Below are 14,305 nucleotides of genomic sequence, written 5' to 3'. Positions count from 1 at the left end.
CGGCACCCCGGTGCGGCGGGGGCGGGACGGCCCGGCGATACTGCTCGACGTGACACGACCAGACGGCGACCACGGCGTTCCGAGCGGGCGGGTGCGGGCGCGGGAGCTGGGGGTGGTGGTCGGAGGACTGCCGACCGGGCCGCTCAACGCGATCACCGACGTCGAAGGGGTCCTGGTCGGCCACACCACGCTGGACGACGGGGCCGACCTGCACACCGGCGTCACGGCGATCGTCCCCGAGCAGTTGTTCGCCACCTGGCGGCTCCCGGCGGCCGTCGAGGTCGGCAACGGCTACGGCAAGCTCGTCGGCTCCACCCAGATCGACGAGCTCGGCGTCCTCGAGTCGCCGATCGTGCTGACCGGCACGCTGTCGGTCTACCGCGCGGCCGACGCGCTGCTGTCGTACGTGATGCGGCTCCGCCCCGACGGCCTGTCGTTCAACTGCGTGGCGGGGGAGACCAACGACGGGTTCCTGTCCGACATCAGGCGCCGGCCGATCACCGAGCGGCACGTGCTCGACGCGCTCGAAGGCGCGGCCTCCGGCCTGCCCGGCGAGGGCTGCGTGGGCGCGGGCACCGGCACGACGGCGCTGGGCTTCAAGGCCGGCATCGGCACCTCGTCCCGGCGGCTGGTGATCGAGGGCGTCCCGGTCACGGCGGGAGCGCTCGTCCAGGCGAACTTCGGCGGCGTGCTGACCGTCCAGGGCGTCCCGATGCCGGCGGCCGAGCTGGTGCCGGGAGCCGGCGGGGCCGAGCCGCCGGGCAACTCCTGCATGATCGTGATCGCCACCGACGCCCCGCTCGACGCCCGCAGGCTGGGCCGCCTCGCCCGCCGCGCGATCTTCGCGATGGGCCGGGTCGGGGCGTCGTACTCCAACGGCAGCGGCGACTACGCCATCGCCTTCAGCACCGCCCCCGCATCGTCCCCGCTCCTGCCCGACGAGACGCTCAGCCCGCTCTTCACCGCTGTCATGGACGCCGTCGAGGAAGCCCTGCTCAACTCCCTCTTCAAAGCCACGACCACCACAGGACAGGGCCACACCGGCCACGCCGTCCCCTACGACCGGCTCCTGCGCGAGCGCCCCTGACCTCAGCGGCTGGGGGCCCGCCGCCCTCAACCATGAGCGAAACCGTCTCTGTTCTCACGGGCTGGCGGGATCGCTCTCCTTGCGTCTGCTACGAAGGTGCGGAGCCTGCGTGATCTTCGGCGCCGGCCTCCGGTCGTTCGAGCGCGGGGGCCGCCGTTTCCCAGGCCGCCGCGATCATCTCGAAGACCTCGTCCACGGTCGCCTCCGGGTCGATGGACTCGCGGGCCAGGGAGAAGGCGTCGATCGCGAACCTGGCGATCGCCCGGCAGGCTGTCGTCTCCGGCGGCAGCCCGAAATGGGCGGTGAGGGCCGTGGCCAGCGCCCGTGCGTGGCGCAGCCGCATGGACTCCTCGTACGCCCGCAGCGCCGGCACCTCGTCGATCATGCGCCACAGCGGGGCGGCGTCCTCACTCGTGCAGTGGCGTACGAGGGCGTGGATCTCCCGCCGGAGTGCGGGCATGAGCGGCTCGTGCGGCGCCCGGTCGCGGACGGCCTGGACGAGGCGCTGCTCGAAGTTCTCGTCCTGGTCGAACACCAGCGCCTCTTTCCCGGCGAAGTGCGCGAAGACCGTGGTGACCGCCACGTCGGCCTCGGCGGCCACGTCGCGGATGCCCACCGCGTCGTAGCCCCGCTCCATGAAGAGCCGCAGCGCGGCGTCGGCGATCTTCTGACGGGTCGCCGCCTTCTTGCGTTCGCGACGTCCGGTGGGCACGGTCATGCGCTGATGCTACCAGCTACGAAACAACAACCGTTTTGAAACGCTAACGGTTAGTGTTACGGTCGGCGGCATGAAGAAAGTGAGCTTCGCCGCGTACGGCGGCCCCGACGTCCTGCACCTCATCGACGCCGAGGAGCCCCACCCGGGCCCCGGCCGGATCCGCGTCGCGGTACGCGCCGCCGGCGTCAACCCCTACGACTGGCGGGTCCGCGAAGGCATGGGCGAGGTCGAGCTGCCCGCCGGTATCGGTCTCGACGCCGCCGGGGTGGTGGACGAGATCGGCCCCGGCGTCGAAGGCGTGGAGATCGGCGACCCGGTGTTCGGCGAGGGCCACGAGACCTACGCCGAGTACGCCGTCCTGGACGCCTGGGCCCGCATCCCCGACGGCCTGACGTTCGAGGAGGCCGCCGGCTACCCGTCGGTGATGGAGACCGCGCTGCGCGTCATCCGCGAGACCGGCGTGCAGCCCGGGCAGACGCTGCTGGTCAGCGGCGCGGCCGGGGGAGTGGGGTCGGCGGTGCTGCAGGTGGCCCGCGACCGCGGCATCGCGGTGATCGGCACCGCGGGGGCGGCGAACCAGGACTACGTACGCGGCCTGGGCGCCCGCGCCACCACCTACGACGCGGGCTGGCCCGGCCGGGTGCGCGAGCTCGGCCCGGTGGACGCCGCCATCGACGTGGCCGGCGCGGGCGTCGTCGGCGAGCTGGTCGAGCTGACCGGTGACCCGCGCCGGGTGATCTCCATCGCCGGCCTGGACGCCCCCGAGTTCGGCGTCCGCTTCTCCGGCGTGGCGGGCAGCATGCCGGCCGCGCTCGCCGAGACCGTCCGCCTCATCGGCCTCGGCAGGCTGCACATCCCGGTCGAGAAGGCGTACGCGCTGGCCGACGCCGCGCAGGCGCACATCGACAGCCAGGCGGGTCACACGAGGGGCCGCCGCGTCCTGCTCGTCTGAGCGGCGAGGACGAGCAGCAGCGCGGCCGCGGTGAGCCCGATCCCGAACCAGACGACGCTGGACACCCCCAGCCGGTCCGCGAACACCCCGCCCACCAGCGCCCCCAGCGCGATCGAGGTGTTGTACGCCATCGTGTTGAGCGACATCGCGGCCTCGAACGTCTCGGGAGCGGCCGCCTGCGTCATGGTGACCTGGCTCAGCTGCACCACGCCGAACGCCACCCCCCACACGACCAGCGTGACGACCGCCCCGGCCGCGCTCTGACCGAGGAAGAGCAGCGCCAGCAGCGACGCCACCAGCCCGGCGCTCCCGGCGAGGAAGCCGCCCCTGGCGTTCCTGGCCACGACGGGCCCGGCGACGAGGTTCCCGATCGCGCCGCCGGCGCCGTACGCCATCAGCGTGATCGTCACGAACAGCGGCGTCGCGCCGGCGTGCTCCTCCAGGAACGGCCGCACGAACGTGTAGGCCCCGAAGTGCCCGAGCACGAACAGCACCACGGCCGTCAGCACCAGCCGCAGCGGCCCGTTGCGCAGCGGCAGCAGGAACACCTCCCGCACCGACACCGCGTTCGCCGACGGCAGTGAGGGGACGAGCACGGCGACCGCGACGAACACCAGCGCGCTCAGCCCGCTCCAGATGAGAAAGGTGGTCCGCCAGTCGGTCAGGCTCTCCAAGGCCGTGCCCAAGGGGATGCCGGCCACCGCCCCGATCGAGATGCCCGACATGACCACCGACGCCGCCCGGCTCGCGTGCCGCTCGGGCACCAGCCGCATCGCCATGGCCACGCCGATCCCCCAGAACACGCCGCTGGCGAACCCCATCACCAGCCGCGTGCCCAGCACCAGCGGATAGCTGGGCGACACGGCGGTGATCAGGTTGCCCAGGGTCAGCACCGCGAGCAGCGTCGCCAGCAGCACGCGCCGGTTGACCCGCCTGGTCCACGCCACGATGAACGGCACTCCCAATCCGGCCGACACCCCCATCAACGTCACCATCAGCCCGGCCGCGCCGACCGAGATGTCCAGGCCGGCGCTGATGGGGGTGAGCAGGCCGACGGGCATCAGCTCGGTGGTGAGGAAGACGAACAGGCTGGCGGTGATCGCCGCGACCCCGAGCCACGGCCGGACAGCGGACTCATGCCGCACTTCTTGCTGCAATGTCATGCGTTCCAGGGTGGGGGAGGGGCGATCAATGAGTCCAACACATCTTCGTCATCGTGATCGATCGTGCGGCACGATGGATGGATGGAGCTGCAACAACTGAGGTACGTCGTCGCGGTCGCCGAGACGCTGAACTTCACCCGCGCCGCCGAGCGCTGCCGGGTCGTCCAGTCGGCGCTCAGCCACCAGATCGCCGCGCTCGAACGCGAGCTCGGCGCCCGGCTGTTCGAGCGCACCAGCCGCAGGGTCCGGCTGACATCGGCCGGTGAGGCGTTCCTGCCGGAGGCCCGCGCCTGCCTGGAGGCCGCCGACCGGGCGCGGGCCGAGGTGGCGGCCGCCGGCGGCGAGCTGCGCGGCCGGCTCGCCGTCGGCGCCATCCCCACCGTGACCGCGCTCGACCTGCCGGTCCTGCTGCGCGACTACCGCCGCCGCCACCCCAAGGTCGGCATCACGCTCACCTCGGCGGGCAGCGACCACCTCATCGAACGGGTCCGCCAGGGCGGCGCCGACGTCGCCTTCCTCGGCCTGCCGCCGCGCGCCGAACCCAAGGGCGTGCGCAGCCGCAGGCTCGGCGGAGGCGAGCTGGTCGCCGTGGTGGCCCCCGACCACCCCCGTACGGAGCCGGAATCGGACCTGGCGGGCCTGGCGGACGAGCCGTTCATCGACTTCCGGGCGGGCGTGGCCGGGCGCGTGCAGTCGGACGAGGCGTTCGCGGCGGCGGGGGTGCGGCGCGAGGTGCCCTTCGAGGTGTCGTCCGCCGACTTCATGGTGGACCTGGTACGCCAGGGCCTCGGCGTCGGCATGCTCCCCGCCGCGTACGCCACCCGCTTCCCCGACCTGCGCGTCATCCGCCTGCGCGGCGCCCCCACCCGCGTCGAGCACCTGATCTGGCAGGACCGCCCGTCCCCGGCCGCCGCCGCCTTCCTCGGCCTCATCGACGAGCGGCCAGGCTCGTGAAATGTGGGATCATGACCGCCATGAGTTCTGACAGGAGCCCCGAGGACGGCAGGGCCGATCTCGGCGACATGATCGGAGAGCTGCTCTCTTTCTGGACGTTCGGCCCCGAGGCCCACGCCTCCGAGCACAACGTCCGCTACCACCCCGTCAAGCTCGTCGTCTGGACGGTGGTGGCGATCGGCGTCTCGGCCGTCGTCTCGGCCGTGCGGCTGGCCCTGTTCGGTGAGCCGACGGCGGGATGGGCGGTGGCGCTGTTCCCGCTGGTGCTCCCGCTCACCGGCGCTCTGGCGCACCGGCCGCCCCGCTACGTCCCCGGCCTGGTCGGCGGTCTCGTGGCGGGCCTGGTCGTGGCCCTGCTCCTGGGCATCGACCTCGGCCAGTCCTACAGCTCGTTCTGGGCGGGCTTCGCCGCCCTGTGCGCCGGCTTCCTGGTTTGCTCGGTGGTCTTCGCCGCCGTCACCTGGCCGCGTCCCACGCCGGCGGACGACGGCGGCAACGCGACCGGGTGAATCATCCGGCGAGGAAGCGCAGCAGCTCCGCCGTGACGAAGCGGGGGTTCTCCTCGACCAGCCAGTGACCGGCCTTCGGCACGTCCACGGCCCTGACGATGTCGCGTACGCGCGGCTCGACCGTGGCGCGAACCGCGTCCAGCTGGCCCTGGGCGGTCATGAGCAGGGCAGGCACCCGCACCGGCGCCGCCGCCGTGGTGTCGCGGACGTCCTGGTCGAGCGCCCGGTAGAGCTCGAAACCGCCTGACAGGGCCGAGGGGCGGCCGTACGTGCGGGCGTACTCGTCGATCTCGGCGTCGGTGAACGGGGACCGCTCGGAGGTGCCGCCGAACGCCGTCCCGCCGTAGGCGACCTGCGGGTAGAACAGCGCCAGATACGCACGTACGTCGTCGTCCACCACCGTCTCGGGCACCCGCCGCTGGGAGTGGAAGGCGATGTGCCAGCTCAGCGACCGGTACGTGGCCGCGTCGATGCCCGGCCCCGGCAGCGGCAGGTCCAGGTAGCCGAGGCGGGTGGTGTGCCCGGGGAACTGGGCGGCGTACTGGAAGGCCACCGCCGCTCCGAGGTCGTGGCCGACGACGGCGGCGTTCCTGATCTTCAGCCGGTCGGCGATCAGCGTGTGCACGTACCGGGCCAGCGTCGCCTTGTCGTACCCCTTCGGCGTGCCGGTGCTGTCACCTAGTCCCGGCAGGTCCACGGCGTAGACGGTGTGGTGCTCGGCGAGCGCCGGCATGATGGGCCACCAGCCGTACCAGGTCTGCGGCCAGCCGTGGAGCAGCACGACGGGCGAGCCGCTGCCGCCGGTCACGTAGTGCATCCGGACGCCGTCCACGTCGGCGAACGCGTGCCGGAAGGTGCTCCTGAACGCCCGGTCATCGTGGGTGGCGGCGGCGTGCGGCGGGACGTCGCCGGCGGCCGGGGACGAGCACGCGGCGAGCAGGACGGTGAGCAGGACGGTGAGAACGAGGGCCGTCGCCACCCGCGCCCGCCGGAGGAGGCGGCGCGGCGACGGCCGGGTCGCAGTGATCATGGCTTTCCTTTCGATCCTTTCGCGTCGGGACGCCCAGTCTTGTGGGACATGTCAGGGATGGCACGAAAACTTGCGGGTATGGCAAGATGGCCGGCATGGATACGGAAACCGATGAGGTGATCGAAGGCGTCGGGCCGCGGCTGCGCGCGCTGCGCCGCCACCGCGGCATCACGCTCGCCGACCTCGCTACCACCACCGGCGTGTCCGAGAGCACGCTGTCCCGGCTGGAGAGCGGGCAGCGCCGGGCCACCCTGGAGCTGCTGCTGCCGCTCGCCCGCACCTACAACGTCCCGCTCGACGACCTGGTCGGCGCCCCGCGCACCGGCGACCCCCGCATCCACCTGACGCCGATCCACCGGTTCGGGATGACGTTCGTGCCGCTGTCCCGCCGTCCCGGCGGCATCCAGGCGTTCAAAATGATCATCCCCGCGCCGCAGGAGCCGCTCGTCCCGTCCCCGAAGACGCACGACGGCTTCGAGTGGCTGTACGTCCTCACCGGCCGTCTGCGCCTCGTCGTCGGCGAGCGCGACCTGACGCTGCCGCGCGGCGAGGCCGCCGAGTTCGACACCTCCTCGCCCCATTGGCTGGGCAGCGCCGACGGCAAGGCGGTGGAGCTGCTCATCCTGTTCGACCCGCAGGGCATGCGCACCCACATCCACGCCGACCCCCACCGCCCGGCCCGATGAGCACGTCACCCGTCCGGATCGGCGTGCTGGCCCCGCTGACCCCGCCCGGCTGGGCCGAGGCGGGCCGGCACCTGCTCGCCGGCCTCGAACTCGCCGCCGCCGAGGCCAATGCCGCCGGACCGCCCCTCGAACTCCTCGTACGGGACACCGCGGCCGACCCCGCCAGGGCTGCGGCGGCCGTGGACGAGCTGGCCGGGCTGGGCGTGGCCGCGCTGGCGGGCGAGTACCACAGCGTCGTCGCCCGCGCGGTCGCCACCAGGGCCGACGCCCTCGCGGTGCCGTACCTGTGCTCGTCCGCCGTGCTCGACGCCCTCACCGACGAGCCGACCCCCTGGGTGGCCCGCATCGCCCCGGCGCAGTCGCGCGGCTGGCGCCTCTACGCCGACCACCTCCTCGGCGCGGGTCACCGCCGCGTCGCCGTGGCGGCCCAGCCCAGCGTCTACTGGGCGACGGGCACCCGCATCCTGCGCGACCACCTGGCCCGGCACGGCGGCACCGTCATCGAGCTCGACCCGCTCCCGCCCGAGACGCTGTGCGACGCCCTCGTGCGGCACTCCGCGACCGCCCTGCTGCTCCTGACCGGCCACCCGGAGCCGGCGATGCCGATCGTCCGAGCGGTCCGCGACGATCCGCGCCTCACCGGCCTGACGCTCGGCGCCCCCGCCGGCCAGCCTGAGCTTCCCTCCTGGGCCGCGCTAGGCGAACGCGGCGCCGCGATCCCGTTCCTGCGCTACCTCCCGGAACGTCTGACCCCGCTCGGCGTCCGCGTCGAGCACGCCCTGCGCGAACGGCTGGGCGAGACGCCGTCCTTCGTCGCCTTCGAGGGCTACGACACCATCACGGTCCTCGCCGGAATCCTTCGGCACGGCACCGAACGCGAGCACATCGCCGCATCCTGGCCACACGTACGGGCCGAAGGCACCCGCGGCCCGATCCGGTTCTCCCGCGAGCCGGGCATCGGCATCTGGCAGTGGACCTGGCCGCCCATCCAGGTCGTCGACCGGGACCCGGCGAACCCCGGCGAGTTCCGCGTGCTGCGCGTCGCGTGAAGCCGCTGCGGCGGGCCGCCCGCTCAGTGCGGGATCACGTCGATGACCTCGCGGGCGCCCTGACGGAGCAGGGCCACGGCGACCGAGGTGCCGAGGGTGGCCGGGTCGAGCGGCCCGGCCCACTCGTGGGCGTCGAGGACCGTCTTGCCGTCGGGGGAGAACACCCGCGCCCGCAACGACAGGCGGCCGTCGCGCTCGGCGCGGGCGTACCCGGCGATGGGGCTGTTGCAGTGGCCCTGCAGGACGTGCAGCAGCATGCGCTCGGCGGTGATCTCGCGCCAGGTGGGCTGGTGGTTGAGGCCGGCGACGGCGTCGATGGTCGCGGAGTCGTCCTCGCGGCACTGCAGCGCGAGCACGCCGGCACCGATCGGCGGGCACATCGTCTCCAGCGACAGCGTCTCGCTGATGCGCTCGCTCAGGCCGATGCGCTCAAGACCGGACACCGCGAGCATGAGGGCGTCGGCCTCGCCCGCGTCGAGCTTGGCCAGGCGGCTGTTGGCGTTGCCGCGGATCGGCACGCAGCGCAGGCGCGGGTGGGAGGAGGCGAGCTGGGCGACGCGGCGTACCGACGAGGTGCCGATGCGGGTGCCGTCGGGCAGCTCGTCCAGGGTGAGGCCGCCCGGGTGGACGAGCGCGTCGCGCAGGTCGTCACGCTTGAGGTGGGCGGCGAACACCGTGCCCGCCGGGAGCGGGCGGTCGGCCGGGATGTCCTTCATGCAGTGGACCGCCAGGTCCGCCCGGCCGGTCAGCAGCGCCTCGTCCACCTCCTTGGTGAACGCGCCCTTGCCGCCCAGCGCCGACAGCGCCCCCTGCCACCTGTCGCCGGACGTCGTCACCGGCACGACCTCCGTGCGGATGCCGGGGTGCAGCGCCGCGAGCTCGGCGCGGACGCGTTCGACCTGGGCCAGCGCCATGGGCGACGATCGGGTGGTGATGCGGATGAGCTCGGGTACGGCCATTCGCCGATCGTAGACCGTCACCCCTCGCACCGGACTCGGATCGCCGACGAAAGGGAAGATCGGGATGACCTCATGGTGACCATTCCGCACCACACCGGCGGGCAGCGGCGGCCATGGACGGCCCTGCCCGCGCCCGTCGTCGAAGAGATCGAGCGGCTGCTCGGCGCCCGGGTGACCGGCGCCACCGACCAGCCGGGCGGCTTCTCGGAAGGGGTGGCCGCCCGGGTCCGGCTCGCCGACGGCACGCACGCGTTCGTCAAGGCCGCCCAGACCGCGCGGGCACCCGCGGCGGCCGCCTTCCACCGGCGGGAGGCGCCGATCTCGGAACGGCTGGCGGGGCTGGCGCCGGTGCCCCGGCTGCTGGGCGCGTACGACGACGGCGACTGGGTCGCCCTGGCCTTCGAGGAGATCGACGGCCGGCTGCCCGCCCAGCCGTGGCGGCGGGACGAGCTGGACCGGGTGCTGGAGACGGCCGGCGAGCTGGCGGCGCTGCTCACGCCGTCCCCGGTCGAGGAACGCCTGCTGGCCCGGCCCCGGCTGGGCGGATGGGCGGCGCTGACCTCACCCGAGGCGCGCCAGGCGCTCGCCGTGCTGGCACCGTGGGCCGCGGATCGGCTCGACGAGCTGGCCGGGGCCGAGGCGGGGGCGGAGTCGCCGTACCAGGGGGACACGCTGCTGCACGGCGACCTCTATCCGTTCAACGTGCTGATCTGCCCCGACCGGGTCGTCGTGGTGGACTGGCCGCACGCCTGGGCAGGGGCGCCGTACGCCGACGTCGTCACGCTGCTGTCCAGCGCCCGGCTGAGCGGCGTCGAGCCCCAGCCGCTCGCCGACGCCCACCCGCTCACCCGCCACCTCGCCGCCGCCCAGATCGACGACCTGCTCGTGCTGCACGCCGGGTTCCTGCTCAGGCTGGCCGTGACGGCGGGGCCCGGTGCGGACCGGGCCCTCCTGAAGATGGCGACGGCGCTCGGGCGGGCGTCGCTCGACTGGCTGCGCGAGCGGTGGTGACGCCGCCTCAGCGCAGGCGTTCCAGCTCGGCCGCGCGCCGCAGGTCCTTGGGACGGCCCAGCGCGCGCCGCATCAGGATCAGGTCGTCGAGGCAGGCGTAACGCACCTGGAGACCGTCCCGGCCGGTGGCGGTGAGCGCGCGGTCGAGGAACCCGGGCACGTGCAGGTCGCCCCACGGCAGCGCCGGCGTGCAGCAGTCGCCGCCCGCTCCCCGCACGGTGAACGGCACTTTCGGCCGCAGGAACGATTCCGGCTCCACGGGCGGCCCGCCGGCCGAGGCGAACGCCTTCGCCAGGGCCGGGGCGTTGGCCGGGTTGCCGTCCCAGAGCAGGTCGAGGTCGCCGGTCAGTTCCTCGGACCCGTGCATGATCCCCGCCACCTGCCCGATCACCACGGCCCTGACTCCGTGCCGGTGCAGGGCTTCGAGCAGCGGGAACGGGTCGAAGCCGATCGCGCCGTCGGTGCCGATCGTGCCGACGTCGTCGTCGGCGTCCTCATGGCCGAGCCCGGTGCTCGTGCGATGAGTCTCCTGGGTACGGTGGACGGCGGCGCGCAGGCGCTCCAGCGGATCGTCGATCATCCGATGCATGAAACACCACCGGAGCCCGCGCCGCACCCGTATTTCCGCAAGGAGCCAGGCGTTCGGCCCAGCAACTCGCGGGCCGTTCTGGCCAGGTGGGCCTGATCGGCGAAACCCGCCTCGGCCGCCGCCGACGCCACCGACCCACCCGGCAGCGCGGAGACCGCCACCCGCAACCGCCCCCACCGCCGCAGCCGGACGAGCGGCACCCCCACCGCTGCCCGCACCAGGGCCCGCAGCCGCGGCATCGACAGCCCGACGTCGGCCGCGATGACGGCCGGCGCCTCACCCAGCAGCCCCCGCCGCACGGCGTACGCGACCCGTGGGTCGAGGGACGGTGCGCCGGTGCGCGCGGCCAATTCGGCGAGGAAGTCTGAGGCGGCGTCGCCAAGCGCGAGCGGCCCGGCAAGGAAGCCGGCGGCGGCATCCCGCGTGACCGGCCCGGCCGGGAGGCCGGTGGCGGCGCGCTCGGCGCGGTCGTCGGTCGCGGCCGAGGACAGCGTCGAGGACAGCGTCGAGGACAGCGTCGAGGACAGCGTCGAGGACAGCGTCGAGGACAGGGCCGAGGACAGGGCCGAGGACAGGGCCGAGGACAGGGCCGCGTGCAGTCTGCGGACGGTCGCGGGTTCCAGAGCCACCGGGTCCAGGCCGGGGCGGATGAGTGTCGGGTCGATGAACAGGGCGACGTAGCCGGACGTCACTCCGCACGTATGGGCGAACTCCGGTGGCACGATGAGGCCCGCCGCCGTGACGGAGGCGCCGGTGTCCGGGCGGAGCCAGGCGTGTCCGCCGAGGGGGAGCACCACCTTCCAGACCGGGTGGCGGTGGCGGCCGACCTGGAACGGGGCCGACTCGCCGAAGACCGTCACCCCGCCGTCGGGAGCGCGATCGTTTCGTTCAAGCGCCGGCGTACGGAGGGGAGGGAGCATCGCGGCATGGATGTTATCGCGGCCGTCCTGGCGGTCTTCCTGGGCGTGACGGGGGTGGCGCATTTCGTGGTCCCCGGATATTTCCGGTCGCTGGTGCCGTCGTGGCTCGGCGCGGCAGGGCTGCTGGTGGCGGTGAGCGGGGTGGCCGAGCTGGTGGTGGGCGTGTTCATCGCGGTGCCGCCGACGCGCGCGGCCGGTGCCTGGGCCGCCGCCGCGCTCATCGGGGCGTACCTGGTCTCCCACCTCGACGCGGTACGGCACGCCAGGCCCCGCCACACGAACGTCCTGCTCCGGCCGGGGGTGGTCGCGGCGAGACTGGTGGTGAACGTCGGGTACATCGGCTGGGCGCTGTTGGTGGCGACGGGGGCGTGAGGTCAGAGGACGAGCTGGTGGGAGGGACGGCGGGGCTTCCACTCCACGGTCATCACGGTCGCGTCGTCCTGCAGCCGCCCTCGCTGGTGGGCCAGGATCGCCTGGATGAGGCGCCGCAGCGTCTCCGGGGTCGGGAGCCCGTCGGCCTCCCGCTTGGTGACGAACCCGATGAACCGCTCGAGCCCGAACCGCTCACCGTCCGGGCTCTGCGCCTCGATGACGCCGTCGGTGTAGAACAGCAGCCGGTCGCCGGGCTGCAGCTGGAAGCGCAGCTCCCCGGTCGAGACGCTCAGCCCGAACCCCATCGGCGGGTCGGGGATGCTCGACAGCGTCGCCACCAGCCGTCCGTCGCGCAGCACCAGCGGCGGGTGGTGCCCGCGGTTGACCCAGGCCAGCAGCCCGGTACGCAGGTCGAGCGAGGCCAGCACCCCGGTGGCGAAGCGGCCCTCGAACTCGCTCATGATCGCCTCGTCCACCGCCTGCGCGGTCTCGGCCAGGCTCATGCCCTGCCTGCGGTGGTTGCGGCCGGCCCCCATGGCGAGCGTGGCGGTCAGCCCGGCGGAGGTGTCGTGGCCCATCGCGTCATAGATCGACAGGTGCAGGGTGTGGCCGTCGATCGCGTAGTCGTAGGTGTCGCCGCCCATCTCGTACGCGGGCTCCAGCGCCGCGCTGACCACCACGTCGTCCTTGGCGAACGTGCCGGGCGGCAGCAGGTTCCACAGCACCTCGGCCGACAGCGCCATGGGGCGGGCGCGTACCAGGCGGGCGCACGAGTCGCTGTGCGGGCGCTTGCTCATCACCAGGAGCGCCACCAGCGACGCGAGCGTCTTGATCCGCCGCTCCACCACCTCGCCGCCGTGCGGCACGGTCACGCCGAGCAGGCCGATCCGCTCGGTGCCGTCGAGCAGCGGCGCCCACACCCGGTACGGCCCCTCGCCGCCCGGCTGGGACCGCACCAGCGACACCGACCGGAACGCCCGCCCCGCCAGCGTCCCGTCGATCCTGATCGTGGGCAGCGGGCCGCCCGCCGCGTCCACCTGGTTCGCCAGCGGGACGAGGAGCAGCTGCTGCAGGTCGGTCACGTAGATCGAGACGTCGGAGAAACCCTCGAGCCGCGCGTGCTCGGAGACCAGTGCGGGCATCTCCTCCATGCCGGCCAGGTGCATGGCCTCCAGCAGGCCGTCGATCGTCCGCTCGCCCTCGCTCGGCACGCCGGGCAACGCCTGCTCACTCTCGCCCCGCAACGCCGTCCCCCCTCCGCGCGGTCCTTTTCCCGCTCCTACCCGCGCGGGCCGCGCTCGATCAGGGGGCGGCGAAGCGGGACAGCAGCTCGTCCGCGGCGGCGAAGCCGGCGACCACGTCGGCGGCGTCGCGCTCCCGCGTCACCGTCCCCACGGCCTGGCCCGCGTAGACGTAGGCGGTGTCGAAGTCGCGGCCCTGCCGTGCCGCCTCCAGCCCGGCGCGTGCCTGCTCGTCGCGGGCCAGCTCGTCCTCGCGGTCCCGCCAGCGGTCGTAGAACGCGTTGCGCAGCGCCCGGCCGCCGTACTCGGGCGGCCACGGCAGCCCCTGGGCGACGTCGAAGACCCGCCCGTACGCGGTGCCCGTCTCCCCGGCGTCGAGCACCCGCCGCAGCCCCTCGGGCGGGAGCGTCGTCTCGGTGCAGCCGAGGAACGCGGTGCCGGCCCAGCCGCCCTCGGCGCCGGCGGCCAGCACGGCGGCCAGCCCGCGCGCGGTGGCGATGCCGCCCGCGGCCAGCACCGGGACGCGGACCGCGTCGAGCACGGTCTGCAGCAGCGGCAGCGTGGCCACGTCGTCGCGGCCGTGCCCGCCGCCCTCGCCGCCCCTGGCCACCACGGCGTCCACGCCGGTCCGCTCGGCCTGCACGGCCTCCTCGGTGGTGCCCGCCTGGACGGCCACGGTGATGCCGGCCGCGCGCAGCGGCTCAACGTACGGGGCGTAGTCGCCGAAACTCACCGACACCAGGGCGGGACGCACCCGCAGCACCGCCTTCAGATGCTCGTCGGACAATCCCCAGGCCAGCAGCCCGATGCCGTACGGTCGCCCGCTCGCGGCGGCGATCGCGGCCTGCTCCTCGATCCACGACACCGGCACCGACGGCGGCACCCCGAACATGCCGAGCGCTCCCGCCGCCGACACGGCCCCCGCGAGCCGCCCGTCGCTCACCCCCGCCATCGGCGCCCCCACCAGGGGTACCTGCAACTCGAACCGCTCGGTCAACCAGGTACGCGGCATGGTTCCTCCTCGCTCAGCCCATGGCGGCCTCAGCGTAACCCTGTCCCCGTTCG

Annotated in this window: 16 protein-coding genes; 8 read left to right on the top strand and 8 right to left on the bottom strand. The window is 73.8% G+C overall.

What is annotated here, in order from left to right:
• The first annotated feature begins 49 nt into the window (after window positions 1–49).
• A complete protein-coding gene (locus ACFFR3_RS08365; RefSeq protein WP_379482876.1) occupies window positions 50–1,087 on the top strand; it encodes a P1 family peptidase in 1,038 nt (345 codons plus the stop codon).
• 88 nt (window positions 1,088–1,175) lie between these two features.
• Here ACFFR3_RS08365 and ACFFR3_RS08360 read toward each other — a convergent pair whose 3' ends face one another.
• Complete coding sequence (locus ACFFR3_RS08360) at window positions 1,176–1,805, bottom strand: TetR/AcrR family transcriptional regulator (protein WP_345407470.1); 630 nt, start codon at window positions 1,803–1,805, stop codon at window positions 1,176–1,178.
• A 70-nt stretch (window positions 1,806–1,875) separates the two neighbouring features.
• Between ACFFR3_RS08360 and ACFFR3_RS08355 the strand changes: the two genes are divergently transcribed.
• Window positions 1,876–2,757: an NADP-dependent oxidoreductase gene (locus ACFFR3_RS08355; protein ID WP_379482875.1), complete on the top strand. Its 882-nt coding sequence runs from the start codon at window positions 1,876–1,878 to the stop codon at window positions 2,755–2,757.
• Here the strand turns inward: ACFFR3_RS08355 and ACFFR3_RS08350 are convergent.
• A complete protein-coding gene (locus tag ACFFR3_RS08350) occupies window positions 2,724–3,920 on the bottom strand; it encodes an MFS transporter (protein WP_379482874.1) in 1,197 nt (398 codons plus the stop codon). The two genes, ACFFR3_RS08355 and ACFFR3_RS08350, sit on opposite strands and share 34 nt — an antisense overlap.
• Window positions 3,921–4,001: 81 nt before the next feature.
• Between ACFFR3_RS08350 and ACFFR3_RS08345 the strand changes: the two genes are divergently transcribed.
• Together ACFFR3_RS08345 and ACFFR3_RS08340 are read left to right on the top strand one after the other, a co-directional pair.
• On the top strand, window positions 4,002–4,874 hold the full coding sequence (locus tag ACFFR3_RS08345; RefSeq protein ID WP_345407461.1) for a LysR family transcriptional regulator: 873 nt from the start codon (window positions 4,002–4,004) through the stop codon (window positions 4,872–4,874).
• Between the two features lie 20 nt (window positions 4,875–4,894).
• Window positions 4,895–5,383, top strand: a complete 489-nt coding sequence (locus ACFFR3_RS08340) for a hypothetical protein (protein WP_345407458.1) — start codon at window positions 4,895–4,897, stop codon at window positions 5,381–5,383.
• A gap of 1 nt (window position 5,384) precedes the next feature.
• On the opposite strand, the gene ACFFR3_RS08335 is transcribed toward ACFFR3_RS08340, so the two are convergent.
• On the bottom strand, window positions 5,385–6,413 hold the full coding sequence (locus tag ACFFR3_RS08335; RefSeq protein WP_345407455.1) for an alpha/beta fold hydrolase: 1,029 nt from the start codon (window positions 6,411–6,413) through the stop codon (window positions 5,385–5,387).
• Window positions 6,414–6,508: 95 nt separating this feature from the next.
• Between ACFFR3_RS08335 and ACFFR3_RS08330 the strand changes: the two genes are divergently transcribed.
• A complete protein-coding gene (locus ACFFR3_RS08330; protein WP_364373118.1) occupies window positions 6,509–7,099 on the top strand; it encodes a helix-turn-helix domain-containing protein in 591 nt (196 codons plus the stop codon).
• On the top strand, window positions 7,096–8,148 hold the full coding sequence (locus tag ACFFR3_RS08325) for an ABC transporter substrate-binding protein (protein WP_364373115.1): 1,053 nt from the start codon (window positions 7,096–7,098) through the stop codon (window positions 8,146–8,148). Before ACFFR3_RS08330 ends, ACFFR3_RS08325 begins: the two co-directional genes overlap by 4 nt.
• A gap of 23 nt (window positions 8,149–8,171) precedes the next feature.
• Here ACFFR3_RS08325 and hemC read toward each other — a convergent pair whose 3' ends face one another.
• Window positions 8,172–9,107, bottom strand: coding sequence for a hydroxymethylbilane synthase (gene hemC / locus ACFFR3_RS08320; RefSeq protein WP_345407452.1), 936 nt, complete (start codon window positions 9,105–9,107; stop codon window positions 8,172–8,174).
• A 72-nt stretch (window positions 9,108–9,179) separates the two neighbouring features.
• On the opposite strand from hemC, the gene ACFFR3_RS08315 reads away from it, so the two are divergent.
• Entirely contained in the window at window positions 9,180–10,118 is a 939-nt protein-coding gene (locus ACFFR3_RS08315; RefSeq protein ID WP_379482873.1) for a phosphotransferase family protein, read from the top strand.
• 7 nt (window positions 10,119–10,125) lie between these two features.
• On the opposite strand, the gene ACFFR3_RS08310 is transcribed toward ACFFR3_RS08315, so the two are convergent.
• Together ACFFR3_RS08310 and ACFFR3_RS08305 are read right to left on the bottom strand one after the other, a co-directional pair.
• Complete coding sequence (locus tag ACFFR3_RS08310; protein WP_345407446.1) at window positions 10,126–10,698, bottom strand: hypothetical protein; 573 nt, start codon at window positions 10,696–10,698, stop codon at window positions 10,126–10,128.
• Entirely contained in the window at window positions 10,695–11,627 is a 933-nt protein-coding gene (locus ACFFR3_RS08305; RefSeq protein WP_379482872.1) for a helix-turn-helix domain-containing protein, read from the bottom strand. The genes ACFFR3_RS08310 and ACFFR3_RS08305 overlap by 4 nt, the downstream gene beginning before the upstream one ends.
• A 6-nt stretch (window positions 11,628–11,633) precedes the next feature.
• Between ACFFR3_RS08305 and ACFFR3_RS08300 the strand changes: the two genes are divergently transcribed.
• Window positions 11,634–11,999 (top strand): DoxX-related protein, encoded by a 366-nt coding sequence (locus tag ACFFR3_RS08300; RefSeq protein ID WP_379482871.1) that lies wholly within the window; start codon window positions 11,634–11,636, stop codon window positions 11,997–11,999.
• 2 nt (window positions 12,000–12,001) lie between these two features.
• Here the strand turns inward: ACFFR3_RS08300 and ACFFR3_RS08295 are convergent, their stop codons facing one another.
• Complete coding sequence (locus ACFFR3_RS08295) at window positions 12,002–13,243, bottom strand: PP2C family protein-serine/threonine phosphatase (protein WP_364373103.1); 1,242 nt, start codon at window positions 13,241–13,243, stop codon at window positions 12,002–12,004.
• Window positions 13,244–13,301: 58 nt separating this feature from the next.
• Entirely contained in the window at window positions 13,302–14,252 is a 951-nt protein-coding gene (locus ACFFR3_RS08290; protein ID WP_364373100.1) for an NAD(P)H-dependent flavin oxidoreductase, read from the bottom strand.
• Window positions 14,253–14,305 lie beyond the last annotated feature (53 nt).

This window comes from Nonomuraea salmonea (assembly GCF_042428605.1).
Lineage (GTDB): Bacteria > Actinomycetota > Actinomycetes > Streptosporangiales > Streptosporangiaceae > Nonomuraea > Nonomuraea salmonea.
Note: the sequence above shows the minus strand (reverse complement) of the source record. Positions and strands in the feature narration are given on the sequence as shown.

Coding starts and splice junctions, on each gene's coding strand:
- ACFFR3_RS08300 (WP_379482871.1), top strand. CDS start 11,634: ATGGATGTTATCGCGGCCGTCCTGGCGGTCTTCCTGGGCGTGACGGGG.
- hemC (WP_345407452.1), bottom strand. CDS start 9,107: ATGGCCGTACCCGAGCTCATCCGCATCACCACCCGATCGTCGCCCATG.
- ACFFR3_RS08310 (WP_345407446.1), bottom strand. CDS start 10,698: ATGATCGACGATCCGCTGGAGCGCCTGCGCGCCGCCGTCCACCGTACC.
- ACFFR3_RS08340 (WP_345407458.1), top strand. CDS start 4,895: ATGAGTTCTGACAGGAGCCCCGAGGACGGCAGGGCCGATCTCGGCGAC.
- ACFFR3_RS08345 (WP_345407461.1), top strand. CDS start 4,002: ATGGAGCTGCAACAACTGAGGTACGTCGTCGCGGTCGCCGAGACGCTG.
- ACFFR3_RS08330 (WP_364373118.1), top strand. CDS start 6,509: ATGGATACGGAAACCGATGAGGTGATCGAAGGCGTCGGGCCGCGGCTG.
- ACFFR3_RS08305 (WP_379482872.1), bottom strand. CDS start 11,627: ATGCTCCCTCCCCTCCGTACGCCGGCGCTTGAACGAAACGATCGCGCT.
- ACFFR3_RS08350 (WP_379482874.1), bottom strand. CDS start 3,920: ATGACATTGCAGCAAGAAGTGCGGCATGAGTCCGCTGTCCGGCCGTGG.
- ACFFR3_RS08355 (WP_379482875.1), top strand. CDS start 1,876: ATGAAGAAAGTGAGCTTCGCCGCGTACGGCGGCCCCGACGTCCTGCAC.
- ACFFR3_RS08315 (WP_379482873.1), top strand. CDS start 9,180: ATGGTGACCATTCCGCACCACACCGGCGGGCAGCGGCGGCCATGGACG.
- ACFFR3_RS08325 (WP_364373115.1), top strand. CDS start 7,096: ATGAGCACGTCACCCGTCCGGATCGGCGTGCTGGCCCCGCTGACCCCG.
- ACFFR3_RS08335 (WP_345407455.1), bottom strand. CDS start 6,413: ATGATCACTGCGACCCGGCCGTCGCCGCGCCGCCTCCTCCGGCGGGCG.
- ACFFR3_RS08360 (WP_345407470.1), bottom strand. CDS start 1,805: ATGACCGTGCCCACCGGACGTCGCGAACGCAAGAAGGCGGCGACCCGT.
- ACFFR3_RS08290 (WP_364373100.1), bottom strand. CDS start 14,252: ATGCCGCGTACCTGGTTGACCGAGCGGTTCGAGTTGCAGGTACCCCTG.